Annotated in this window: 23 protein-coding genes and 2 pseudogenes; 11 read left to right on the forward strand and 14 right to left on the reverse strand. The window is 71.3% G+C overall.

What is annotated here, in order from left to right:
- Positions 1–10: 10 nt before the first annotated feature.
- The 5 genes from LZ604_RS18935 to LZ604_RS18955 all read right to left on the reverse strand — a co-directional run bounded on the left by LZ604_RS18935 (position 11) and on the right by LZ604_RS18955 (position 4,143).
- Positions 11–667, reverse strand: a complete 657-nt coding sequence (locus tag LZ604_RS18935; RefSeq protein ID WP_234516558.1) for an anti-sigma factor family protein — start codon at positions 665–667, stop codon at positions 11–13.
- 138 nt (positions 668–805) lie between these two features.
- Positions 806–1,318, reverse strand: coding sequence for a hypothetical protein (locus LZ604_RS18940; RefSeq protein ID WP_234516559.1), 513 nt, complete (start codon positions 1,316–1,318; stop codon positions 806–808).
- Positions 1,319–1,453: 135 nt separating this feature from the next.
- Entirely contained in the window at positions 1,454–1,999 is a 546-nt protein-coding gene (locus tag LZ604_RS18945; RefSeq protein WP_234516560.1) for a sigma-70 family RNA polymerase sigma factor, read from the reverse strand.
- A gap of 97 nt (positions 2,000–2,096) precedes the next feature.
- Positions 2,097–3,521, reverse strand: a complete 1,425-nt coding sequence (locus tag LZ604_RS18950; protein WP_234516561.1) for an amino acid permease — start codon at positions 3,519–3,521, stop codon at positions 2,097–2,099.
- Positions 3,522–3,681: 160 nt separating this feature from the next.
- The gene (locus LZ604_RS18955) at positions 3,682–4,143 is read right to left on the reverse strand and encodes a universal stress protein (RefSeq protein ID WP_234516562.1); all 462 of its coding nucleotides are present in this window, start codon (positions 4,141–4,143) and stop codon (positions 3,682–3,684) included.
- Positions 4,144–4,336: 193 nt separating this feature from the next.
- Between LZ604_RS18955 and LZ604_RS18960 the strand changes: the two genes are divergently transcribed.
- Positions 4,337–5,182: a polysaccharide deacetylase family protein gene (locus LZ604_RS18960; protein WP_234516563.1), complete on the forward strand. Its 846-nt coding sequence runs from the start codon at positions 4,337–4,339 to the stop codon at positions 5,180–5,182.
- A gap of 22 nt (positions 5,183–5,204) precedes the next feature.
- Here the strand turns inward: LZ604_RS18960 and LZ604_RS18965 are convergent, their stop codons facing one another.
- From LZ604_RS18965 to LZ604_RS18980, 4 genes are all read right to left on the reverse strand, one after another.
- Positions 5,205–5,861: a class F sortase gene (locus LZ604_RS18965; protein ID WP_234516564.1), complete on the reverse strand. Its 657-nt coding sequence runs from the start codon at positions 5,859–5,861 to the stop codon at positions 5,205–5,207.
- 47 nt (positions 5,862–5,908) lie between these two features.
- Positions 5,909–6,649: a hypothetical protein gene (locus LZ604_RS18970; protein WP_234516588.1), complete on the reverse strand. Its 741-nt coding sequence runs from the start codon at positions 6,647–6,649 to the stop codon at positions 5,909–5,911.
- A gap of 243 nt (positions 6,650–6,892) precedes the next feature.
- Positions 6,893–7,657 carry a bestrophin-like domain gene (locus LZ604_RS18975; protein WP_234516565.1) on the reverse strand — a complete coding sequence of 255 codons (765 nt, stop codon included), beginning with the start codon at positions 7,655–7,657 and terminating at the stop codon, positions 6,893–6,895.
- A gap of 16 nt (positions 7,658–7,673) precedes the next feature.
- Complete coding sequence (locus tag LZ604_RS18980; RefSeq protein ID WP_234516566.1) at positions 7,674–8,213, reverse strand: hypothetical protein; 540 nt, start codon at positions 8,211–8,213, stop codon at positions 7,674–7,676.
- A gap of 292 nt (positions 8,214–8,505) precedes the next feature.
- On the opposite strand from LZ604_RS18980, the gene LZ604_RS18985 reads away from it, so the two are divergent.
- From LZ604_RS18985 to LZ604_RS18995, 3 genes are all read left to right on the forward strand, one after another.
- Positions 8,506–9,453 carry an SCO0930 family lipoprotein gene (locus LZ604_RS18985; RefSeq protein ID WP_234516567.1) on the forward strand — a complete coding sequence of 316 codons (948 nt, stop codon included), beginning with the start codon at positions 8,506–8,508 and terminating at the stop codon, positions 9,451–9,453.
- Between the two features lie 312 nt (positions 9,454–9,765).
- Positions 9,766–10,578 carry an SAM-dependent methyltransferase gene (locus LZ604_RS18990; protein ID WP_234516568.1) on the forward strand — a complete coding sequence of 271 codons (813 nt, stop codon included), beginning with the start codon at positions 9,766–9,768 and terminating at the stop codon, positions 10,576–10,578.
- A complete protein-coding gene (locus LZ604_RS18995; RefSeq protein ID WP_234516569.1) occupies positions 10,575–12,722 on the forward strand; it encodes a putative bifunctional diguanylate cyclase/phosphodiesterase in 2,148 nt (715 codons plus the stop codon). The genes LZ604_RS18990 and LZ604_RS18995 overlap by 4 nt, the downstream gene beginning before the upstream one ends.
- 171 nt (positions 12,723–12,893) lie before the next feature.
- Here the strand turns inward: LZ604_RS18995 and LZ604_RS19000 are convergent, their stop codons facing one another.
- Positions 12,894–13,778: a LysR family transcriptional regulator gene (locus LZ604_RS19000; protein ID WP_234516570.1), complete on the reverse strand. Its 885-nt coding sequence runs from the start codon at positions 13,776–13,778 to the stop codon at positions 12,894–12,896.
- A 120-nt stretch (positions 13,779–13,898) separates the two neighbouring features.
- Between LZ604_RS19000 and LZ604_RS19005 the strand changes: the two genes are divergently transcribed.
- The 5 genes from LZ604_RS19005 (at position 13,899) to LZ604_RS19025 (ending at position 19,363) form a co-directional block, all read left to right on the forward strand.
- Positions 13,899–14,570 carry a succinate dehydrogenase gene (locus LZ604_RS19005; protein ID WP_234516585.1) on the forward strand — a complete coding sequence of 224 codons (672 nt, stop codon included), beginning with the start codon at positions 13,899–13,901 and terminating at the stop codon, positions 14,568–14,570.
- 1 nt (position 14,571) lies between these two features.
- Positions 14,572–16,530, forward strand: coding sequence for a fumarate reductase/succinate dehydrogenase flavoprotein subunit (locus LZ604_RS19010; protein WP_234516571.1), 1,959 nt, complete (start codon positions 14,572–14,574; stop codon positions 16,528–16,530).
- On the forward strand, positions 16,527–17,276 hold the full coding sequence (locus LZ604_RS19015; RefSeq protein WP_234516572.1) for a succinate dehydrogenase/fumarate reductase iron-sulfur subunit: 750 nt from the start codon (positions 16,527–16,529) through the stop codon (positions 17,274–17,276). The genes LZ604_RS19010 and LZ604_RS19015 overlap by 4 nt, the downstream gene beginning before the upstream one ends.
- A gap of 327 nt (positions 17,277–17,603) precedes the next feature.
- On the forward strand, positions 17,604–18,374 hold the full coding sequence (locus LZ604_RS19020; RefSeq protein WP_234516573.1) for a GNAT family N-acetyltransferase: 771 nt from the start codon (positions 17,604–17,606) through the stop codon (positions 18,372–18,374).
- 173 nt (positions 18,375–18,547) lie between these two features.
- Positions 18,548–19,363: a lysophospholipid acyltransferase family protein gene (locus tag LZ604_RS19025; RefSeq protein WP_234516586.1), complete on the forward strand. Its 816-nt coding sequence runs from the start codon at positions 18,548–18,550 to the stop codon at positions 19,361–19,363.
- Between the two features lie 237 nt (positions 19,364–19,600).
- Here LZ604_RS19025 and LZ604_RS36565 read toward each other — a convergent pair.
- Positions 19,601–20,178 (reverse strand): annotated as a pseudogene (locus LZ604_RS36565) (alpha/beta fold hydrolase).
- A gap of 146 nt (positions 20,179–20,324) precedes the next feature.
- On the opposite strand from LZ604_RS36565, the gene LZ604_RS19035 reads away from it, so the two are divergent.
- A complete protein-coding gene (locus tag LZ604_RS19035; RefSeq protein ID WP_234516574.1) occupies positions 20,325–20,798 on the forward strand; it encodes a nuclear transport factor 2 family protein in 474 nt (157 codons plus the stop codon).
- Positions 20,799–20,847: 49 nt separating this feature from the next.
- Here the strand turns inward: LZ604_RS19035 and LZ604_RS19040 are convergent, their stop codons facing one another.
- Together LZ604_RS19040 and LZ604_RS19045 are read right to left on the reverse strand one after the other, a co-directional pair.
- The gene (locus LZ604_RS19040; protein WP_372482159.1) at positions 20,848–21,849 is read right to left on the reverse strand and encodes an LLM class flavin-dependent oxidoreductase; all 1,002 of its coding nucleotides are present in this window, start codon (positions 21,847–21,849) and stop codon (positions 20,848–20,850) included.
- Positions 21,850–21,897: 48 nt separating this feature from the next.
- A complete protein-coding gene (locus LZ604_RS19045; protein WP_372482160.1) occupies positions 21,898–22,389 on the reverse strand; it encodes a MarR family winged helix-turn-helix transcriptional regulator in 492 nt (163 codons plus the stop codon).
- Positions 22,390–22,546: 157 nt separating this feature from the next.
- Between LZ604_RS19045 and LZ604_RS19050 the strand changes: the two genes are divergently transcribed.
- Positions 22,547–23,515 (forward strand): alpha/beta hydrolase, encoded by a 969-nt coding sequence (locus LZ604_RS19050; protein ID WP_234516577.1) that lies wholly within the window; start codon positions 22,547–22,549, stop codon positions 23,513–23,515.
- A 66-nt stretch (positions 23,516–23,581) separates the two neighbouring features.
- Here LZ604_RS19050 and LZ604_RS19055 read toward each other — a convergent pair.
- Positions 23,582–24,172 (reverse strand): annotated as a pseudogene (locus LZ604_RS19055) (amino acid transporter); the annotation flags it as partial.

Consider the following 24,172-nt stretch of genomic DNA (forward strand, 5'->3'; position numbering starts at 1 on the left):
CGCCGGCCGGTCAGTGGGACTTCAGCGTGACCAGATGGTGGCCGTCCTCGGTGCGTACCTCGTAGTGGTCGATCTGCTGCGAGGTGAGGGCTGCCCCGCCCTGTACCGAGGTCGCCTCGCCGTCGTCCGCGGGCACCATCCAGCTCGTCACGGTCTGCTCCGAACCGTCCTTGCCGACCACGACCAGCCGACAGGAGTGGGGACCGGACTTGTCCTTGACCGTCACGTCGATCTGGCTGCCCCAGACCCGGTCCTGCGCGGTGACCCGTGCCCAGACGCCGGTCTCCGGGTCGGTCCCGTCCATCGCGTTGACGACGGCCGAGGACTCGTGTCCCGAGACGACCGCCACCGTCGATCCGCCGACCGCGAACGCCACGGCCGCCGCGACCGCGTACAGCCAGCGCCTGCGCTTGCCGCGGTGCTTGGTCGTCACCTCGTCGAGCAGCCGCTCCAGCAGGCGCGGCCCGGGGGAGGCGAAGGGGTGCACCGACCGCGGGGTCGCCCTCCGGTACAGCATCAACTGCCGTGCGGCAGGCCCGAATTCGGTCACATGGGCCTTACAGCTCGGACACCCCATGAGGTGGTCCTCGAAGCGGAAGGCTTCCGCCTCGTCCAGCACGCCGAGCGCGTAGGCGCCGACGTCGCGATGGCGTTCCAGGGACCTCATACCAAATCCTCATGCCGTGAGCGGGGTGTGATGCTGCTGTTGCCCACGGGTACGGACCGGGCGGCCGAATCACTCAAGGCCGTTACCGAATCGCGGCCAAGACATTCGGAGCCGTCGGCCCGGCGGATTGGTCCGTCCTCAAAAAAGATGGATGGCGAGATGTCCCAGGGGGAGTCCGAGCTGCCAGGCGGGCGTCCAGACGTGGGGGCCGTCGTCCTCCCCGTTCACCGAGCCGCCGGGCACCGCGTCCAGGTCCGGGGCGAGCAGTTCGGTCTCCTCCAGCCAGCGCCAGGCCGCCGAGGCCAGCTCCAGGTCCGGTGCCGGGCCGCCCGAGTGGGCCGCCGCGGCGGTCACCTGGCCCATCCGTTCGCGCACCCAGTCCTCCCACGGCTGGTCGTACGCCGTCAGCGAAAGCCAGGTCTCCAGCTGGGTGACGACACGGATGCCGGGCAGTTCGCCGCCGGTGTCGGACAGGAAAATGGTCAGTGCCAGGGCGTCGCGCCCGGCACGGAACTCGAAGGACGTGGGCGGCATGAGGTCGCCGGTCCGCAGCAGTTCGTCCGCGATGTACTCGGCGTACAGCCACGCCATGGGGACGGCCAGATCACCGTCGCCGGTGCCGTCCGTGCTCTCTTGGCCTCTGTGCAGCATCCCTTCCTGCCTTCCTCCGGTACGTGCGCGTCGCCCGGTTGCGGGCCCCGCTGCGGAACACGGATGAGGCAAGCTGATTGCTCAACCATGGTCCGCAGCAAGGCGCTTTACGGAGGTTTGACCTGGCCTTCGGTTTCACCGCAGGTCGGCCGCGTATCCGGGAAGAACCCGGCGCAGGGCGCGCAGCGCGTAGTACGCGCGGGACTTCACCGTACCGGGCGGAATTCCCAGGGCCTGGGCGGCCTCCGCCACAGTCGCCCCGCGGAAGTACACCTGCACCAGGACTTCCCTGTGCTCGGGAGTGAGTGTCTTCACAGCCTCCCGCACATCCAGCATCGCGGCGGACCGCTCGGCATGGTCGGCGACCACGCGTGCGCTCTCCGGGACGCCGTCCCCGACCTCGGCGGGACGCGCCTGGCGGGCCCGCCGCGCGTCGATGGCGAGCCGTCTGCCGACGGTGAGCAGCCAGGGGCGCACGGAGTCGAATTCCTGCGCGCGGAGCGCTTCGGGGTGTTGCCAGGCGCGTACGAGCGTCTCCTGGAGCAGGTCCTCGGCGCGCTGCCGGTCGCCGTCGCACAGTCTGAGCAGCAGCGCGAAGAGAGACGGGCCGTGCTCGCGCTGCAGCGCGGCCAGCTCGTGCTCGGCGCTCGTCCCGGGAGGGGTGGTGGTTCCGGCCGTCATGGGCGTATGGCAGCGCGGTCCGTACCACCGGGACAGGGCGCGCGCCGGACCGTGCGGTGGACGGTCGCTGTTCGTCGGTGAACGGCACGGCGAGCGGTCAGGAGGACTCGCCCGCCCGGGCCAGCGCCGAGCGCTTGTACGAGTAGCCGAAGTAGACGATCTGGCCGATCGCGAACCACACCGCGAACCGGACCCAGGTCTGCCACTGCAGGAAGGTGATCAGCCAGACCGAGAAGACCACCCCTAGGGCCGGTACGAACGGCATCCACGGCGTGCGGAAGGAGCGCGGCAGGTCCGGCCGCCGGTACCGGAGCACGATCACCGCCGTGCACACGACCACGAACGCCAACAGGATCCCGATGTTGGTGAGTTCGGCCGCCTCCCCGATCGGAAGGAAGCCGGCGATGGCGGCCGACGCCGCCCCGACGATCCAGGTGACGCGGGTCGGGACATGGCGGGTGGGGTGCGTCCTCGCGAACCACTGCGGCAGCAGCCCGTCCCGGGACATCGCGAACCACACCCGGGTGACCCCGAGCATGAACGTGAACATCACGGTGAGGATGCCGATGATGGCGCCGACCGCGATCACGTCGGCGAGCCCGCTCAGGCCGACCGCCTTGAACGCGCTGGAGAAGCCGCTTTCCTTGTCGATGTCCTTGTAGTTCTGCATGCCCGTGAGAACCAGGCAGGCCGCCACGTACAGGACCATGGAGATCGCCAGTGAGTAGAGGATCGCCCTCGGCATGTGGCGCTGCGCGTCCTTCGACTCCTCCGCCGCGGTCGACATGGCGTCGTAGCCGAACACCGCGAAGAAGACGGTGGCCGCGCCGGTGAACGCGCCGCCGACGCCGTACGGGAAGAAGGGACTGTAGTGGCCGGTGTCGATGTGGAACACGCCGACTCCGATCACCAGCAGGACGACGAGGATCTTCAGGGCCACCACGAGCGTCTCGAAGCGGGCCGCGTTGCGGATGCCGAGGTTCAGCAGGTAGGCGATCAGCAGGCACAGGACGACCGCGAACAGGTCGACCCGATGGCCGGCTCCCGTGCCGGGGGCGCCCAGCATCCACGCCGGCAGATGGGCTCCCGTCTCGCCGACCAGGAAGCCGAAGTAGCCGGAGATGCCGATGGCGACCACGGCCACGATCGCCGTGTACTCCAGCAGCAGGTCCCAGCCGATGAACCAGCCGGCGTACTCGCCGAGCACGGCGTAGCCGTAGGTGTAGGCCGAGCCGGCCTTCGGGATGAGCCCCGCGAACTCGGCGTACGACAGCGCGGCGGCCGCGCTCGCCACGCCCGCGATCAGGAACGACACGAGGACCGCGGGTCCGGCCGTGCCGTTGGCGACGGTGCCGGCGAGGGTGAAGATGCCGGCGCCGATGATCCCGCCGACGCCGATCGCGGTGAGCTGCCACAGGCCGAGCGAACGCTCCAGCCGCGTTCCCTCGCCGACTTCCGTCTCTGCGATCTGCTCGATGGGTTTGCGGCGGAGAATCCCCTCACCCATGCTGAGCCTGGCCATGAGCCTCACCTCTTCGCGGGCGGCAACCGGCTGACGGCGGATCATGATGGCGCAGGGACGGCGGGGACGGAAGACCGCGCGCACGGCGCCGCACGGGCCGGGGGCCCCGCATCGCGCGTCGGCCGGGGCGGCGGTGGGTGCGGGACCGGGGGCGGTTCTCCTACGGTACGACGGTCACCGGCCAGCGCCCCGCCTTCACCAGCCGGATCGCCACCGAGCCGATGATCCGGTGGCCGGCCTGCTCGGAAGCGCCGACCACGACCGCGTCGGCCTTGAGTTCGTCGGCCGCCTTCACCAGGCCGTTGTAGGGGTCGCCGCGGAAGGTGTGGAACTCCCAGCGCACCTCGAATATGCCCTTGACCCGCTCGGTGGCCTCGCGGATGTAGGTGACCAGGTCCTCCGCGATCTCGTCCGTCGTCTCGGCCACCGGCGCCCCGAACGCCGCCCCCGCAGCCATCACGGGCTGCACGTACACGACCGCGAGCAGCGCGTGCTGCCGCCGCGCCAGCCCCCCGGCGTACGCCGCCGCACGGAGTGAGGAATCGGAGCCGTCCACGCCGACGACGATGACCTTGGGCCCGTCCGTGCCCCGCTCGAACTGATGCGAGTGCTGTTCCGTCACGATGCCGAGGCTATCGGAATCAGCAGGTCCGGAACCGGGTGGGCAGCGGAGGAATGCACACCGGCGGCGACCGGCCGGGGGAGCGACCCGGAATCCCGGACATGGGTAAATATGCTGATCCCATCGAGTGCTTCTCGTATCGCCCCCGGTGTTGCGCGGTCCCGGCACCATCCCGTCACGTGACTCATGAGTCATGCACAAAGATCAGCTGCTCACCCGGCGCCGGGCACTGCTAGCCGGCGCCACCGTCCTGGGTGCGGCCCATGCGGCCGGTACGGCCCGGCTGCTCACCACGCAGGCCCCGGCGCGCCCGGTGCGGGGTGCCGCCGCGGCCGCGGGCCCACAGACCGTCACTCCCCTGAAGCCGTCCGCCTCCCCTCCGCGGTCCATGACCGGCGGCGGCCCGCCGCAGGGCGGGCCGCCGCGGACCGCGGTCCGCGGCAAGCCGATCATGCGTCTGTCGGGACGCGGCACCAGCATGGTGCTGACCTTCGACGACGGTCCCGATCCCCGCTACACGCCCTCCATCCTGCGCACGCTGCGGGAGTACGACGTGCGCGCTGTGTTCTTCGTCTGCGGGGAGATGGCCGTCGAGCACAAGGATCTGCTGCGCGAGATGGCGGACGGCGGTCACGTCGTCGGCAACCACACCTGGACGCACCCTCTGCTCACCCGGCTGCCCCGGTCGAGGATCCGCTCCGAGATGGAACGCACCTGTGAGGTCATCGCGGACGCCTACGGCGAGGCCCCGCTGTGGTTCCGCGCGCCGTACGGGGCCTGGAACCGGGCGGTCTTCCAGCTCGGCGCCGAACTCGGCATGGAGCCGTTCGCCTGGACGGTGGACTCCTTCGACTGGGCGACCCCCGGCACCCCCACCATCGTCCGGCGGGTGGAGGGCAATGCCGCCCCGGGCGTCATCGTGCTCTCGCACGACGCCGGCGGAGACCGCTCGCAGAGCGTGGAGGCGCTGCGTGAGTACCTGCCGTACCTGCGGGACTCCGGCTACCACTTCACGGTGCCCAGGCGCCGGTCCACCTGAGCGCCCGCCCGCGGTGCGGCCCTCAGCGCACCGCGGCCAGCCGGGCGAACACCACCACGTTCCCCGCGTAGCCGTTCTGCTCGGAGAAAGCCCCGCCGCAGGTGATGACGCGCAGCTCCGGGACCCCCTTGCTGCCGTAGACGCGGCCTCCGGGGAAGTTCGCCTTGCTGAAGACCTCCACGCCGTACACCTTGAACACAGCCGTCCTGCCGTCCTCGCGCCGGACCTCCACCTGGTCGCCCTTCTTCAGCCTGCCGAGTCCGTAGAAGACGGCGGGGCCCTGACTGTTGTCGACATGGCCCACCACCACGGCCGTGCCCTTCTCGCCGGGCGAGGGGGCGCCGGTGAACCAGCCCGCGAGGTTCGGGTCGTCGGGCGGCGGCGCGTCCACCCAGCCGGACGTGTCCAGCGCGACCGGGATGACGCGGGCGTCGATCTGAAGCGCCGGGATACCGACGCGGACGGCCCCGGAGTAGGGAAGGGCCTCCGGTCCGGTGTAGTCGGGGCTCAGTGCGCCGGGGGAGTCGGGGGCCACGGCCGAGGCCGGCTGGGGCGGGCCCGCCGCGAACTCTCCCGAACCGTGCCGGACGCAGGCGAGGCCTGTCAGCAGGACGAGCGCGATCACTCTCCACGGGGCGCGCTTCGTGCGCCGCTCCTGGGCCGGCTCTGACCCGGGCATGGTCCCTCACCTCTCGGGTTCCGGTGCGAGGAGGCCCTCGCGGCGGGTCAGGACCGGCCCTGGGCGGTACGGCGGCGGAACAGGTACCAGGTGGCGCCGAGCGAGCCCGTGATGAGCGCCGCGCCGATCCCGACCTCTTTGAGATCGACGGCGCCGATGCTGCCGCCGACCCCCGCCCGCACCCCGTGCTGGCCGTAGGAGCCCCCCTGTTCACCGCCACCTCCGCCCCAGCCGCCGCCACCCCCGCCGTAGCCGCCGCCACCTCCGCCCCCGCCGTAGCCGCCTCCGCCGTAGCCGCCTCCGCCGTAGCCGCCTCCGCCGATCCCTCCGTAGCCACCCCCTCCGTAGCCGCCGCCCCCGACCCCTCCGTAGCCGCCGCCCCCGACCCCGCCGTAGCCACCGCCTCCGCCCCCTCCACCGCCGCCCTCGCTGCGGGCGTTCGCGTTCACGGCCGCGATGGCGAGCCGCTTGTGACCGGACTGGCGGCCGCACTGGAAGGTGACGTCGTAGTCGGTGCCGGGCCGGGCGTTGCGGTTGACGACGGCGGTGGCATAGGTCCGTCCCTTGGGGATGGTGACCGTGTCGAAGGCGTCGGAGTGGACGGTGGCGTTGTCGTCACACCCCTTCACGGGCAGGTTGACCCGTTCGCCGGGGCCTATCCTGGCCGGCTGCAGGTCGTAGCCGAACGAATTCAAGTTCCCTTGGCCTTGGCCGACGGTTCCCGGCCCGGCGCAGCCGAGGGCGGTGACGCCCAGCAGTGCGACCGAAGCGACGCGTATCGCGCGCATGGTGACCCTCCAGGTCCCCGAGGAGCCGTGCCGCGGACCTTTTCCGCTTGCGCCAGACATGCACCCCGGTGATCGAAACGCTAGGAAAGGTGGTGCCGGGGCGCGATTGGAGTCGTGCGAATGGCGCACAGGCGGGCGCCACGAAAGGGGCAATGACGGCTCCGCGCAAGGGAGACGAGGGCCGGGCCGGCGAGGACGGGTGCGCGCGGTCCCGTCCCCGCCGGCCGGCACGTCCCGGGCTCCTCACCCGTGCATGTGCGGGAACAGGGCCAGGAACGGTTCGGAGGAGGCGGTGACGCCCCGGCTGTAGGGTGCGTCGAAGTCCCAGATCAGAAAGAGCAGGAAGGCGATCAGCGCTGAGAAGAGCCCGGCGAGGACCAGCTCGCGGGGCGTCCGCCGGATCTGGAGCGCGAACACCATCCCGATGGTGACCACCGCACCGGCGATCAGCCCGAACCACACCACCGGCGGCATGGTGGAGCCGGTGGAGCCGGCACGGGCGGCCCGCGCCGTGTCGGCCGCGGTCACCTGGTCGAGGAGCGGCTGGTACGCCTGCGCCTCGAAGTCCGTGCGCGGGGCGTAGTCGGTGACGTCCTGACGGATCCGCTGGAGGAGTTCGGCGCCGCGCGCGGTCACCTTGCCGTGGTCGGCCATGGCCTTCCACTCGGCGCCGACGACCTGGCCGACATACGCGTTGACGTCCGCACGGATGCGGTCGCGTACCTGGGGCGGGTAGACGCGGACGCGCTCCGAGATCTCGTGCAGCGACTGGGCCTCGGCCTGCACATGGTCCTGGGCGGCGCTACGGGCCTCCCAGACGCCCGCGATGGCCAGACCCAGCACGATGGCGTACACCACGCCGATCCACATCGTCATGTATTCGATCACATCGGGGGTTTCGGACGGGTCCTCGTCCACGGCGGCCGTGCGCTGCCGTACCAGGGTCACCATGATCACGACGGCACAAGCGGCCGCCATCGCGAGGGTGAGAACAAGCCATTCCGACAAGGGGTCCCTCCAGGGGTCAGCGCGGACGCAGCGCGGCGACGGCGAACACCGCGGGCGCGGCGATGAGCAGGGTGAACATGAGCGGGGACGGGCTGTCGTGCGGCTGCCGCGGGTGGGTCACCGCGTGGTACGCCGGGTAGTGCAGCGGGGTCGCCGAGGGGCTCGGGCTCGGCCGGTGAGAGGGCGCCGGGACCGGTTCGGGGGTGGGCGGGGGAGCGAGGACCGGTGCCGGGCGGGGGCGCGGCGCCGCCGTGTGCGGCGGGGGCACCGGCTTGGGCACGGGGCCCGGCCGTGGTGGCGGGGTGACCCTGGGCGGGGGCTGGGGAGGCGGTGTGGGCTCGGGCGTGGGGGTGGGGCTCGGGGGCAGGCACGGAGGCGGGGGCAGGTCGCCGCCCGCGACCGCCACCGCCGCCGTGCCGTCCGGGCCCGTGGAGGCGTAGGCGCACGCGTCGGCCGACGCGGGGTGGGCGACGGCGCCCAGGAGGCTCCACGCCACCGTCACCACGGCCAATGCTCCCCTGACGAGGGCGGACCGGGTCGGTTCGGGTCGATGCACGACCGAGATCATGAGCAGGTCCGCCCCCGCGCACGCACGGGCGGCGACGAATTGGCCCGAAGGGAGGACTTCCGTCTTCGGGGGTTTTTCTCAACGACGCCCGTAGTGAGATGAGTTCAGCACCTTTGTGCGAAGGTGCACCGAGCGGGCGGGCGGACGGCCTCAAACGTCACAGGCTCCGCAAAGAATTTCGCGGCCCGATTGAACACATCCGGTGCCGCCGCTCGTACCTAGGGCCATACGCGGCGTTCAGAGGACGCTGCAACAGCCAAGCGGAATGCTGGAGTTGAGAATGAAGACATCCTGGCGGAGCGCCTCCCTCGTGGCGACAGCTGCGGCCGTGCTGGCGCTCACGACGGCGTGCGGTCAGGAGAGCGGCACCCAGTCGACGGGCAGCCAGAACGTCGGGGCCACCGCCGCCGCGGGCGGTCTCGGTTCCCCCTCAACCGTCCCCGGAAACGGTTACGGCGCCGACTCCACGGCCGCCCCCAGCGCCTCGGCCGGCGGGAAAACCGCAGGTCAGTTGGCCGTTACCGACAATGCGAAGCTCGGCAAGATCGTCACCGACAGCGCTGGCTTCACCCTCTACCGCTTCGACCAGGACACGGCCGAACCGCCGAAGTCCTCCTGTGACGGCGACTGCGCCAAGACCTGGCCGCCGGTTCCCGCCGACGGCGCCTCCGTCGCCTCCGGCATCGACGAGTCCCTGCTCGGCGAGGTCACCCGCTCCGACGGCACCAAGCAGCTGACCATCGCGGGCTGGCCGATGTACCGGTACGCCAAGGACACCAAGGCCGGTGAGACCAACGGTGAGGGCCTGAAGGGCGCCTGGTTCGCGACCGCGCCCACCGGCAAGAAGGCCGCCGTCTCCGACCTGCCGGGCCTGTCGGTCCGCAACGACCCCAAGCTCGGCCCGATCGTCGTCGACAAGAACGGCATGACGGTCTACCGCTTCATGAAGGACAAGGCGTGGCCCGAGCCCGTGTCCAACTGCACCGGCGCGTGCCTGGAGAAGTGGCCCGCCGTCGAGCCGGTCTCGGCGAACGACACCAAGGGCGTCAAGAAGAAGGGCCTCATGGGCTTCACCCGCCCCGACGGCGCCAAGCAGATGACCGTCAACTGCTGGCCCATCTACACCTTCTCCGGTGACAAGGCGCCCGGAGAGACCAACGGTCAGGGCGTGGGCGGCACGTGGTACGCCGTCTCGCCCGACGGGAAGCCGGTCGGCGCGTCCAAGTAGAGATCACCTCCCCAGGGTCGATCGATCGCCTCGCCCCAGTCAGCCACGCACCCGGAAGGGAGTGAGACGCAGAAGCCGGACGAACGGGACACAGGCGCGCACGACCAGGTCCGCCCCCTCTCCACCGCACGGAGGGGGCGGACCGCTTTTGCGTGTGCCGGCGTCGCGCGGACCAGGATCGGCACGTGCCACCGGCAGTGACCGGGAACGGATGGTCAATTTCCGTTTTTACTCGCTCGGTTGGCGGACGATCAGTAGCCTCTGCTCGAACACCGGATCGCCTCCCCTGTCCCCTACGCCTTGGAGAACTACATGGAGCGTCCTGCCTGGGCGCCACGGAGCATCGACATCTCCGTGCCGAGCGTGTCCCGCATGTACGACTTCTACCTGGGCGGGTCGCACAACTTCGAGGTCGACCGCCAGGCGGCGCGCAGGGCACTGGAGTTCATGCCGGGACTCCCCAAGATCATGCAGGCGAACCGGGCGTTCATGCGCCGAGCGGTGCGCTTCGCCGTCGAGGAGGGCATCACCCAGTTCCTCGACATCGGCTCCGGCATCCCGACCTTCGGCAACGTCCACGAAGTGGCACAGGGGGCGCATCCGGGCGCCCGTGTGGTGTACGTCGACCACGACCCGGTGGCGGTCGCGCACAGCCAGGCGGTCCTCGAGGGGAACGACGACGCGGACGTCGCCGCGGCCGATCTCCGCAAGCCGGCCGAGATCCTGTCGAGTCCCCAGGTCGAGCGACTTCTCGACCTGAACCGGCCGGTCACCCTCCTTCTCGTTGCCATACTGCACTTCGTGGAGGACGCGGACGACCCGTACGGAGCGGTGGCCGAGCTGCGCGACGCCCTCGCGCCGGGCAGCCTGCTCGTCCTCACGCATGCCTCGTACGAGGGAATTCCCCTGCCGCAAGGGCGCGCCGAGGGCGCGGTCGACGTGTACAGGAACATCCGCAATCCGCTGATCATGCGCTCGCGCGACGAGATCGCGCGGTTCTTCGAGGGGTACGACATGGTGGAACCCGGGCTGGTGCCGATGCCGATGTGGCGGCCCGACACGGCACCCGAGGACGAGGATCCTTATGCCTTCTCCGGTTTCGTCGGCGTGGGGCGCGCGGCGTGAGCGGGGAACCGGGCGGGCCGGAGGACAGACTTCGCAGGTTCGCGACCATCTGGAGCCGGGCCGTCTTCCCGGTGACCGCCACGTCGCTGACCCGGCCCGAGTTCGAGGACCAACTGCTGCCGCTGGCCCGGCGGCTGTACGACGCGCTGCGGGCCAGGGTGTTCGACGCGACCGAGGCCAGGGCGATCGGCGCGGCGCTCATGGAGTCGCACTGCACGGACCCGGAGGCGCTCAGCCGCACGCTCGACTGCGTCGACGCCTACCTGGTGCTCTACTGCGGCGACCCGGACGCCTCCCCGAAGACACAGGAGGCCCTTCGGACCCGCTGCTCACGGTTGCAGCACGCGATCGCCGCCGGGTTCGCGGCGGCCCTGAGGGAACGCACGCTCGCCGAGCAGGAGGCCATCGCGCGGGCCGCCCTCACCGCCCAGGGCGTGGTGGCGCAGGCCCTGCACTCCAGTGAGGCACGCTTCCGCGCGGTGTTCGAGGGCGCCGCCATAGGCATCGGCATCGCCGACCTGGACGGCAACGTCCTGGAGGTCAACGGCGCGCTGCTGCGCATGTTCGGCGGTTCCGAGCATCTGGTGCGCGGCCGCAACGTCTCGGAGTGGACCCATCCCGACGACGCACCGCAGGTCTGGCGCCTGTACGACGAACTGGTCCGGGGCGAGCGCGACCACTACCACGTCGAAAAGGCCTTCTACCGGCCCGACGGCACGGTCCTGTGGACCAACCTGACGGTGTCCCTGCTGCGGGACGCGGACGGCAACCCGCAGTACCAGCTCGCGCTCATGGAGGACACCACCGAGCGGCGCCTGCTGAACCTCCGGCTGCGCTACGAGGCCACGCACGACGCGCTCACCGGGCTGCCCAACCGGACCCTGTTCTTCGAGCGCCTGGAAAAGGCGCTGGCCGCGGGCGAGGGACAGCGGTTCGGCCTGTGCTACCTCGACCTCGACGGCTTCAAGACCATCAACGACAGTCTCGGGCACGCGGCGGGCGACCGGCTGCTCGTCGAGGTCGCCGACCGGTTGCAGGCGTGCGCGACCGCGCCCGGTGAGATGGTGGCGCGGCTGGGGGGCGACGAGTTCGTGGCGCTCACCACCGGGCCGGACACCCAGCGCGGCGTCGACGAACTCGTCGGACGGATCATGAACGCGCTCGTCACCCCGATCAGCGTCGACGGCCGGGACCTGACCGTGCGCGGCAGCATCGGCGTCGTCGAGGGACCGGTGGGGGAGCGCGGCCCGGCGGAGGTGCTGCGCAGCGCGGACATCACCATGTACCGGGCCAAGTCGGCGGGCGGCAACCGCTTCGAGCTCGCCGACCCCGAGGCCGACGCCCGCGCCATCACCCGGCACGGGCTGACCACGGCGCTGCCCACGGCCTTGGACCGGGGCGAATTCTTCATCGAGTACCAGCCGCTCGTGCATCTCGGCGACGGGACCGTGCACGGCGCCGAGGCACTGGTGCGCTGGCTGCATCCGCAGCACGGCGTGCTCGGCCCCGACCGGTTCATCCCGCTCGCCGAGCGGACCGGACTGATCGTGCCCCTGGGCCGGTGGGTCCTCCAGGAGGCGGTACGGCAGGCCCGCGCATGGCAGCAGAGGCACGACCAGAAGGGCCCGCTGCGGATCAACGTCAATCTGTCGCCGTGCCAGCTCACCCACCCCGGGCTGGTCTCCGACACCGTGGACATCCTGGAGCAGGCAGGTCTGGAGCCGGACGCGCTCTGCCTGGAGGTCACGGAGTCGGCGCTCATCGGAGCCGACGACGACCTGCTCAAACCCCTGCGGTGCCTGGCCGAGATGGGGGTGGACATCGCCCTCGACGACTTCGGCACGGGCTACTCGAACCTCGCCAACCTGCGCCGGCTTCCGGTGCGGATCCTGAAGCTGGACCGTTCCTTCACCCAGAGCATGCAGCAGTGCCCCGCGGACCCCGTCGACCTCAAGATCGTCGAGGGGATCGTCTCCCTCGCCCACAGCCTGGACCTCGCGGTCACGGTCGAGGGCGTGGAAACCGGCGCCCAGGCCGAGCAGCTGCGGATCCTGGGCTGCGACACGGCCCAGGGCTGGTACTACGCCCGCCCGGGTCCGCCGGAGCGGCTGCACGAACTGGCCCTGGTGGACGCGAGGGGCTGAGCCCTCGTGATCGCGGGGACTGTGTGCGGGCGGTGCGAGCCGTACGGGCTCGGTCCGGTCTCGTACGGCCTCGGCCACGCGGGCGGCCGTGCGGACGAGCGTCGCGGTCGCCGTCGAACGGCGCGTACCGCCGAGGCCGTGTCATGAGCGCACCATTGGCGGGCGGTCCCCTCACCGCTCCAGCAGCATCCGCTGAAGCTCCCTCGCCGCCCGCGGCGGTGCCACATCGCTGCGGTGGGCCAGCGCGATCGTACGGTGGAGTCCGGGCCGGGCCAGCGGGGTGACCCGCAGCCCGCGCCCGGACCGCGTGGCGATCATGCGCGGTACGACCGCCACCCCGAGCCCGGCCCGTACGAAGCCCAGCACCGCGTCCATCTCCCCGCCCTCCACCGCGAAGTCCGGCTCGAAGCCCGCGGCGCGGCAGGCGGCCACGGTCAGTTCCCGCAGGTCGTAGCCGTGGCGGAACATGACCAGGCGCTCGCCCTCGAGGTCCGGGACACGGACCGTGCGGCGGCCGCCGCCGGGCCTCGGGGCATCGGGTGAGGACACCACCACCAGGTCCTCCCGCAGCAGCTCCACGGTGGTCAGCGCGGGGGAGGGGGTGGGCAGCGGGAGCACGACCAGGGCCAGGTCGAGCGCGCCCCGCGCCAGCTCCCGTACGAGGTCGTGCGAGCCGCCCTCCTCGATCAGCAGCCGGATGCCGGGATAGCGGTCGTGGAAGGCGCGCAGCACGTCCGGCAGCAGACCCGTGAGCAGGCTCGGTGTCGCTCCCAGGCGCACCCGGCCACGGCGCAGCTGCACCAGCTCCTGCACCTCGTGCCGGGCCGTGTCCGCGTCGGCGAGGATCCGCCGGGCCAGCGGCAGCAGCGCCTCGCCAGCGTCGGTGAGCGTGATGTTCCCCCGCGCCCGCAGGAACAGGTCCGCCCCCAGCTCCCGCTCCAGCGCCTTGATCTGCTGCGACAGCGACGGCTGCGCGACATGGACCCGATCGGCGGCCCGGGTGAAGTGCCGGGCCTCGGCGACCGCCACGAAGTACTGGAGCTGCTGGAACTGCATTCAGCCAGGATAGGCCTGGCCTATCGAAACGAGCCGCACCATGTCTTGGACCGATGGGGACCTTCGGCCCTAGCGTTCTGAGCCATGGCTCTGGCAACGCGGACGGACCGACGGCCGTCCATGGCCCGCACTGTGTGGGACTCGACCGTCGGCAAGAAGACAGTCATGGCGGTCAGCGGCCTGATCATGCTGCTGTATCTGGTCGCCCACGTGATCGGAAACCTGAAGATCTACTTCGGGGCAGGCGAGTTCAACCACTACGCCCACTGGCTGCGCACCGTCGGCGAACCCTTCATGCACTACGAGTGGACGCTGTGGCTGATCCGCGTCGTGCTGGTCGTCGCCGTGGTCGCCCACGCCGTCTCCGCTTACCAGCTCAGCCGCCGTGACATCAAGGCGCGCCCGCAGAAGTACGTGCACGGCAGGCCGCGGGCGAGCTACGCGACCCGCACCATGCGCTGGGGCGGCATCATCCTGGGCCTGTTCATCGTCTGGCACCTCCTCGACCTGACCACCGGCACCGTCCACTCCGGCGGCTTCCAGGAGGGCCACCCGTACCAGAACGTCGTGGACACCTTCTCCACCTGGTACGGCAACGTCATCTACATCGTCGCGATGCTCGCCCTCGGCCTGCACATCCGGCACGGCTTCTGGAGCGCCGCCCAGACCCTCGGGGTCGGCAGCCGCACCCGCGACCGCGCCCTGAAGACCATCGCCAATGTCCTTGCGCTGCTGCTCACGGCCGGTTTCATCGCCGTACCCGTGGGCGTCATGACCGGAGTGGTGAGCTGACATGACTGCTTCCGCCGAATACACCGACTACACCACCGGCGAACCCGTCGCCGACACCAAGGCGCCCAAGGGCCCGATCAACGAGCGCTGGGACACCCGCCGTTTCGAGGCCAGGCTGGTCAACCCCGCCAACCGCCGCAAGCACACGGTCATCGTCGTCGGCACCGGTCTGGCGGGCGGCTCCGCGGGCGCCACCCTCGCCGAACAGGGCTACCACGTCGTCCAGTTCTGCTACCAGGACTCCCCGCGCCGCGCCCACTCCATCGCCGCCCAGGGCGGCATCAACGCCGCGAAGAACTACCGCAACGACGGCGACTCGGTCCACCGCCTGTTCTACGACACCGTCAAGGGCGGCGACTTCCGGGCCCGCGAGTCCAATGTCCACCGCCTCGCCCAGATCTCCGTCGAGATCATCGACCAGTGCGTGGCACAGGGCGTGCCGTTCGCCCGCGAGTACGGCGGCCTGCTCGACACCCGCTCCTTCGGCGGCGTACAGGTCTCCCGCACCTTCTACGCCCGCGGCCAGACGGGCCAGCAACTGCTCCTCGGTGCCTACCAGGCGCTCTCCCGGCAGATCGCCGCCGGCAATGTGGAGATGCACCCGCGCACCGAGATGCTCGACCTGATCGTCGTCGACGGACGGGCCCGCGGCATCGTCGCCCGCGACCTGGTCACCGGGAAGATCGACACGTACTTCGCGGACGCCGTCGTCCTCGCCTCCGGCGGCTACGGCAACGTCTTCTATCTGTCGACCAACGCCATGAACTCCAACGCGACCGCCATCTGGCGGGCGCACCGGCGCGGCGCCTACTTCGCCAACCCCTGCTTCACCCAGATCCACCCGACGTGCATTCCGCGCACCGGCGACCACCAGTCCAAGCTCACCCTGATGAGCGAGTCGCTGCGCAACGACGGCCGGATCTGGGTGCCGAAGGCGAAGGGCGACAACCGCCCGCCGAACGAGATTCCCGAGGACGAGCGGGACTACTACCTGGAGCGCATCTACCCCTCCTTCGGCAACCTGGTTCCCCGGGACATCGCCTCCCGCGCCGCGAAGAACGTCTGCGACGAGGGCCGCGGCGTCGGCCCCGGCGGCCAGGGCGTCTACCTGGACTTCGCGGACGCCATCCGGCGCATGGGCCGCAAGAAGGTCGAGGAGAAGTACGGCAACCTCTTCGAGATGTACGAGCGGATCACCGCGGAGAACCCGTACGAGGTGCCGATGCGGATCTACCCGGCCGTGCACTACACGATGGGCGGACTGTGGGTCGACTACGACCTCCAGACCACCGTCCCCGGCCTGTTCGCGGTCGGAGAGGCCAACTTCTCCGACCACGGAGCCAACCGGCTCGGCGCCTCCGCGCTGATGCAGGGCCTGGCCGACGGCTACTTCGTGCTGCCGGCCACGATCAACGACTACCTGGCGCGCAACCCGCACCAGGACCCGGTGACCACCGACCACCCCGCCGTCCGGGAGGTGCTGGCCGAGACCGAGGACCGGCTCGACCTGCTGCTGTCCGTGGACGGCGACCGCACCCCCGACTCCTTCCACCGCGAGGTCGGCGAGCTCATGTGGGAGTTCTGCGGCATGGCCCGCACCGACAGCGGACTGCGCAAGGCGCTGGAGCGTATCCCGCAGATCCGCGAGGAGTTCTGGCGGCGCATCAAGGTCCCGGGCACCGGCGAGGAGTTCAACCAGTCGCTGGAGAAGGCCAACCGCGTCGTCGACTACCTGGAGCTCGCCGAGCTGATGTGCCTCGACGCGCTGCACCGCACCGAGTCCTGCGGCGGCCACTTCCGCGAGGAGTCGCAGACCTCCGACGGCGAGGCCGCCCGCAGGGACGACGAGTTCGCCTACGCGGCCGCCTGGGAGTTCACCGGCACAGGCGAGGCTCCCACCCTGCACAAGGAAGACCTGGTCTTCGAGTACGTCCACCCCACCCAGCGGAGCTACGCATGAAGCTCACCCTGCGCGTCTGGCGGCAGAAGAACGCCGACGCCGAAGGCGCCATGTCCACCTACGAGGTGGACGGAATCTCGCCCGACATGTCCTTCCTGGAGATGCTGGACACCCTCAACGAGGAACTCATCCTCAAGGGCGAGGACCCGGTCGCCTTCGACCACGACTGCCGCGAGGGCATCTGCGGCGCTTGCTCGCTCGTCATCGACGGCGACGCCCACGGCCCGGAGCGCACCACCACCTGCCAGCTTCACATGCGGTCCTTCCGGGACGGCGACACGATCGACATCGAGCCGTGGCGGGCCTCGGCCTTCCCGGTGATCAAGGACCTCGTGGTCGACCGCTCGGCGTTCGACCGGATCATCCAGGCCGGCGGTTACATCACGGCTCCGACGGGCTCGGCGCCCGAGGCCCATGCCACACCCGTCCCCAAGGCGGACGCCGACTCCGCGTTCGAGCACGCCGAGTGCATCGGCTGCGGGGCCTGCGTGGCGGCCTGCCCGAACGGCGCGGCGATGCTGTTCACCTCGGCGAAGATCAACCACCTGAACGTGCTGCCCCAGGGTGCGCCCGAGCGCGAGAGCCGGGTGCTGAACATGGTGGCGCAGATGGACGAGGAGGGCTTCGGTGGCTGCACCCTCACCGGCGAGTGCGCCACCGCCTGCCCGAAGGGCATCCCGTTGGTCTCCATCACGAGCATGAACAAGGAGTGGCTGCGGGCTACCCGCAAGTCGGCCCGCTCCTAGGGATCTCGCCGCCGGGGGCCGCACAAGGACGGGCCGGCGCCGCCTGGGACGGGCGGCGCCGGCCGTACACGTTCGCCGGCAGGTGCGGACGGGCGGGACCGGACGTGGTGCTCAGCCCCGGTCCCGTCAAGCCCTCGCGTCCCGTATGCCCGGCCGGGCCGCCGCGCGGCGCCACCGGCCACCCCTGGCATTCAGCATTCCCACATCCGCCCTCCTGGCAGCGGTCACGTGCAGGCCAACCGGCATCGGAAGAACAGGAGCGCACAGACCGCACAGTCGTCGGTCTGCCTCCGCGCCGCCGAACCGGCCCGTGACCAGGAGAGAGCCATGACCGGCGTTTCCGCCCTCGCCAGCCCCCCACCGCCCGTGGCGCCCACCCGCTACACCGTCACCCTCGCCCGTGACGAGGCCGACGTCCGGGACGCCCAGCGGCTGCGCCACGACGTCTTCGCCGGGGAGATGGGAGCCCTCCTGTCCACCCCGCAGCCGGGCCTCGACGTGGACGCCTTCGACGCGTACTGCGACCACCTGCTCGTCCGTGACACGGTGACCGGCCAGGCCGTGGGCACCTACCGGCTGCTGCCGCCCGAGCGGGCCGCGATCGCCGGGCGACTGTACTCCGAGGGCGAGTTCGACCTCGGCCCGCTGGCCGCGATCCGCTCCGGGCTCGTCGAGGTCGGCCGCTCCTGCGTCCACCCCGATCACCGCGACGGCGGGGTCATCGGACTGATCTGGGCGGGGATAGCCCGCTACATGATCGACGGCGGCCACGAGTGGCTGGCCGGCTGCTGCTCCCTGCCGCTCGCCGACGGCGGCGCGCTCGCCGCGGGCACCTGGGAGCGTGTCAAGGCCAAGCACATGGCCCCCGAGGAGTACCGCGTACGGCCGCTGCTGCTCTGGCGTTCGGACACCCCGGCGCCGGCCGGGCACATCGAACTGCCCCCGCTGCTGCGCGGCTACCTCCGTCTCGGCGCCTGGGTCTGCGGGGAGCCCGCGCACGACCCGGACTTCGGCGTCGCCGACCTCTACGTCCTGCTGTCGATGCGCCGGGTCAACCCGCGCTATCTGCGGCACTTCCTCTCGCTCGTCCCGGCGTGACGACCATGCCCAGGACCGCTGCGCGAACCGTGTTCCGTCCCGGGCCGACCCTCCGCCCCCGTCGCGGGGCCCAGGCGCCCGCGAGTCCCAGGGCGAACACGGCGGCTGTTCCGGCCCCGGTGGCGGCGCCCCGGCCGCGGCGCGACGACGTCGAGCCCGCGGCCGCCGCGGCGGTGAGTGCCTGGCTGCCCAGCGCCCCCTGCTCCCCGCGCTCCTGCGTGGATGCCACGGCGCCGGCAGCCGCCGCGCCGCGGGCCGTGCTGCGGCTCGCCGCCCTGCTCGCCCTGGTCGTCACCGGGACCGTCCTCTCCCCGGTGGTGTGCCGGCTTCCCGTCCCGCCCCGCGACCGGATCATCAGGGCCTGGTGCCGGACCGTGGTGCGCGCCGCCGGCGTCCGGGTACGGATCAGCGGTGCCGCGCCGTCCCACGGCGGCCTGCTGATGGTCGCCAACCACATCTCCTGGCTGGACATCCCGCTGCTCGCCGCCGTCCGCCCCGGCCGGATGCTCGCCAAGATCGAGGTCAGGCAGTGGCCGGTGGCCGGTGCGCTGACCGCGCGCAGCGGCGCCCTGTTCATCGACCGCGACCGGCTGCGGGCGCTGCCCGACACGGTCGCCGGAATCGCGGACGGCCTGCGCGCCGGATCCGCGGTCGTGGTCTTCCCCGAAGGCAGCACGTGGTGCGGCCGGGCGCAGGGACACTTCCGGCGGGCGGCCTTCCAGGCGGCGCTGGACGCGGGTGTCCCCGTCCAGCCGGTGCGGCTCCACTACCGGCATGACGGCGGCCCGGCCAGCACCGCGCCCGCGTTCGTGGGGAGCGACTCCCTGCTGTCGTCACTGTGGCGGGTCCTGTCGGCGCGCCGGCTCGTCGCGGAGGTCCGGGTCGCGCCGGTCCTCGTACCGGACGCCGGGACCGACCGACGCGACCTCGCGCTGGCCGCCCGGCGGGCCCTGGAGCTCCCGGAGGACGGACACCCGCACCGCCCGTGACGGCCGCCTCCTTGCTGCCGCCGACCGCACGGTTGCCACGGTGCACCGATCCGAGGACCCGCACGGGTTCATCCTCGGTCTTGCTACGGGCAGCCGCCCTCGAGAACCCCGCCCGCCGACCGGCCGGGCTGCGTTCCCCGCCGTGGCGCCGGCCGGGCGCTCCGGACGAACAACGCCTGGCCGAGACTCGGCAGTTGCGCTCGGCGCCGGCGCCCCACGCGAGCGTGGTTCGAGGGCTCAGTGCACGGTCGCCGCGGACGCCTCTTCCACCAGCTTGGTCACGGCGCCGGGGCGGGAGACGGACACGGCGTGGGAGGCCTTGATCTCGACGCTGTGGGAGTGGGCACGCCTTGCCATGAAGGGCTGGGCGGCGACCGGGATGTTCTTGTCCTGGGTGGTGATGAGGTCCCAGGAGGGGATCGTCCTCCAGGCCTCCTCGGTGGCCTTCTCATCGAGGGCGGAGGCGGCGATGGGGCGCTGGGCGGCGGCCGTGAGGTCCGCCGTGGAGCCCGGTACGTCGGCGGCGAACTGCCGGTGGAACTTGGCGGAGTCGCTGTTCAGGCCGCGCAGCGGATTGGCGGGGGCGATCACCGGTAGCCGTCGTGCTCCAGGCGCCTGACGACGCCGTTCCAGCTGGAGGCATCCGCGAAGGCGCCGTGGACGAGGACCACGGCCGGCTTCCTGGGCGCGGTGCCGTGCGCCGGGACGGTCGCGGGAGCGGCACCGGCGGTGGCCGTGAGGGTGACCGTGGCCAGACCGGCGACGGACGCCGGGGCGGCGGCGTGGAGCTTGGCACGGCGGGTGAGCCGCTTCATGACCGCTGCTTCCTCGGCCACTCCGCGTCGGAGGCGCGCCCGGCCCGATCCTTGCGGGAGAATGATCGTTCTCGTACGGTGGAGTCAGCGGAGAACGATCGTTCTCTGACAGGTGTCGCCGGAGCCCCTCATCCGCTGGAGACGACATGACAGACGCACCGCGCCCTCCTCTCCCGCCCTTCACCCGGGAGACCGCCGCCGAGAAGGTGCGGCAGGCGGAGGACGGCTGGAACTCCCGCGACCCCGAGAAGGTCGCCCTCGCCTACACGGTCGACTCCCGCTGGCGAAACCGCGCGGAGTTCGTCGAGGGCCGCGACGAGATCGTCGCCTTCCTCACCCGCAAATGGCGGCGGGAACTGGAGTACCGCCTCATCAAGGAGCTGTGGGCCTTCGAGGGCAACCGCATCGCCGTGCGCTTCGCCTACGAATGCCACGACGATTCCGACAACTGGTTCCGCTCCTACGGCAACGAGAACTGGGAGTTCGACGACAACGGCCTGATGCGCACGCGTTACGCGTGCATCAACGACCTGCCCATCAAGGAGTCGGAGCGTCTGTACCACTGGCCGCTCGGGCGACGGCCCGACGACCACCCGGGCCTCGGCGACCTGGGCCTCTGACCGCCCGCCGGCCGGCTGTTCGCCGTCCGGCGAGCCGCCGCGTCACGGCTCAGGCGCCCAGTCCGGCGACCCGGGCCAGTCTGCGGTAGGAGTCCACGAGTGCCGTGCGGTCGTGGGTGCTCGTCGTGACGAGCACCTCCTGCGCCCCGGTCTCCTCGAGCAGGTTCTCCAGTTCCTCGGCGACCTGCTCCTCGGTGCCGGCGATGTGGCCGGCGAGCCCGGCCTCGTAGAAGCCGCGCTCCTTGGTGCTCATCGCGAGGGACTCCACATGCTCGGCGGGCGGCAGGGGCGGGAACGCGCCGTGGGTTCGCGCATACGCCATCGACCACGCCTCCGGGAGCAGGATGCGGCGGGCGTCCTCGGGGGTGGCGGCGACCGCGATCGTGCCGGAGACGACGACATACGGCTCGCTCGCCCAGGGGGAGGGCCGGAACGTCTCGCGGTAGCGCTCGATCCCCCGGAGCATCTTCTCGCGGTTCCGCAGGTCCCCGATGACCATGGGCAGTCCGGCCTGTGCGGCGATCGCCGCGCCCTCGCCCAGGGCCAGCACGAACGGCGGTACGGTCAATCCCTCGGACGGGCGCGCATGGACTCCGGTGGTGGAGGTGCCGCGGAACCACCCCAGGAGTTCGGCGAGTTGGCCGGCGAAGTCGTCGGCGTCGTCCTTGTCGCGGCCCAGTGCCTTGCGCACCCCGTCGGTGAAGCCGACGGAACGGCCGAGACCCATGTCGATCCGGCCGGGGAAGAGGGCCTCCAGTACGCCGAACTGCTCGGCCACGACCAGCGGCCGGTGATTGGGCAGCATCACGCCGCCCGTCCCCACCCGGATGGCCCGGGTGGCCGCCGCGACGGCCGCGGCCAGCACGGTCGGCGCGGATCCGGCGACTCCGGGCACACCGTGGTGCTCCGAGACCCAGAACCGGTGGTACCCGAGCCCTTCGACCTCCTGGGCCAGTCGCACGGTGTCCCGCAGGGCCTCGGTCCCGTCGTGCCCCTCGCGGGTGCGCGAACGGTCGAGTACGGAGAAACGGGTTTCGGTCACGGGGCTCACAAGGCCTTCAACGCCCAGGGAGACGGGTGATTCCCGGCCGTCGCCGCCTCAGCTGTCGGACACGTTCGCGGTGAGGAGGCGCAGAAGCCGTCCGGCCTCGGTCACCTGCTCGGGGGTCAGGCCCATGGCGTCGCCGATGGCGAGCGGGACCGTGCGTGCCCGGTCCCGCAGACGGGCCCCGGCATCGCTCAGGCGGATGGCGACGGAGCGCTCGTCCTCCGGGCGCCGCTCGCGCCTGAGCAGGCCACTCGACTCCAGACGCTTGAGCAGGGGCGAGAGGGTGCTGGACTCGAGCTGAAGGGCCTGACCCAAATCGCGCACGGAAATGGAGTCCTGCTCCCAGAGCACGAGCATGACCAGGTACTGAGGGTAGGTGAGGCCGAGTTCGTCCAGCAGGGGCCGGTAGCGTGCGGTGAGGGCGCGGGAAGCCGCGTACAGGGCGAAGCAGAGCTGGTCGCCCAGGAGCAGGGAACCCTCCTCGGCCGGTTCCGCCGCCGGTGCGCTCACGGCATCGCTCCTCGGTCCTGTGGTGGGCTGCATGACCACCTTCACCCTAGCTTGTATGTCCTTCCTCGATTCTATCGAGTCCAAATTAGTTGTGCACGACTTAATCGGGCGCTACTCTCCTGGTTGTGCCGCCGCTCCGGCGAATACCGCGGTGGAGTCTGCATGCGGCACCGGATCCCAGGAGATCGCCATGACCGGCACCACCGGTCCCCGCCCCGTCCTCGAGCCCGCCGCCCAGGCGTTCGCCGACGCCACGGCCCAGCCGCCCTACCTCTTCGACCTCGGCCCGGCCGAGGGGCGCAGGACCGTCGACCAGGTGCAGTCCGGCGAGATCGCCAAGCCCGCCGTGGACGAGGAGTGGATCACCGTGCCCGGTGGTCCCACCGCCGACGTCCGCGCCCGCATCGTTCGCCCGGCCGGATCCACGGGTGTCCTGCCGGTGATCGTCTACATCCATGGCGCGGGCTGGGTCTTCGGCAACGCCCACACCCATGACCGCCTGGTGCGTGAGCTGGCCGTCGGCGTCGGAGCCGCGGTCGTCTTCCCCGAGTACGACCTCTCGCCCGAGGCCCGTTACCCCGTCGCCATCGAGCAGAACTACACCGTCGCCCGCTGGATCGTCACCGACGGCGCGGGCCACGACCTGGACCCGACGCGCATAGCGGTGGCCGGCGACTCCGTCGGCGGCAACATGACCGCCGCACTCACCCTCATGGCCAAGGAGCGCGGCGACGTCCCGCTGGTGCAGCAGGTCCTCTTCTACCCGGTCACCGACGCGGCCTTCGACACCGTCTCCTACCACCGGTTCGCCGAGGGCTACTTCCTGCGCCGCGACGCGATGCAGTGGTTCTGGGACCAGTACACGACCGACGAGCACGAGCGCTCCCGGATCACCGCCTCCCCGCTGCGCGCCACCACCGGGCAACTGCGCGGGCTGCCCCCGGCCCTGGTCATCACCGCCGAGGCCGATGTGCTCCGTGACGAGGGCGAGGCCTACGCCGACAAGCTGCGCCAGGCCGGTGTCCCGGTCACCGCCGTCCGCTACCAGGGCATCATCCACGACTTCGTGATGCTCAACGCCCTGCGCGAGACACACGCCGCCGAGGCGGCCATCGGCCAGGCGATCAGCACCCTGCGCACGGCACTCGGCACCGCCTGAGCGGGACGCGCCGGTCCCGTTGGCGCACGTCCGGTTCAGCCGACGTGAACCCGCGGTCAACGCGGTTCAGCCGACGTGAACCCGCGGTCGCCGCTTCCGGTCCGGCTCCGCCTCGCGCAGCACCTCCCGGGTCACCGGGGCGACCTCGCCCTGGCCGAAGAGGAAGAACCGCAGGAAGTTGGCGAACGGATTGCCCTCGGTCCACTCGAAGTAGATGTGCGGGGTGCAGTCGGTCTGGTCGCGGACGTACAGCAGGAGGGCGGCGAGGGCGTTGGGGATGGAGGACGACTCCAGGGTGAGCACGCGGTAGCGGCCGTGCAGGACCTCGCCGCGCACGGTCAGGCCCGCCTCGAACTCCGACGGGTCGCCGACGGTCACCTCCACGAAGACGAAGTCCTCCTGCGCGGGCAGCTCGTTGTCGGCGCGGATCTGCTCGATCTTCTCGCGGTACTCGGCGATGTCCCGCCGGTCGGGTTCATTGGCGATGAAGCGGATACGGCGGCTGGCGATGTCCCGGACGAAACGTTCCGCCATGTCGTCCAGGGTCACGCTGGTCACGCGCAGCTCGAAGGCCCGGGCCAGCCGGGACAGCAGCGATACGAGGATGATCCCGGCGATGAAGCAGGCACCGATCTTCACACCGTCCGGCCGCTCGAT

The organism is Streptomyces glomeratus, from assembly GCF_021462825.1.
GTDB lineage: Bacteria > Actinomycetota > Actinomycetes > Streptomycetales > Streptomycetaceae > Streptomyces > Streptomyces glomeratus.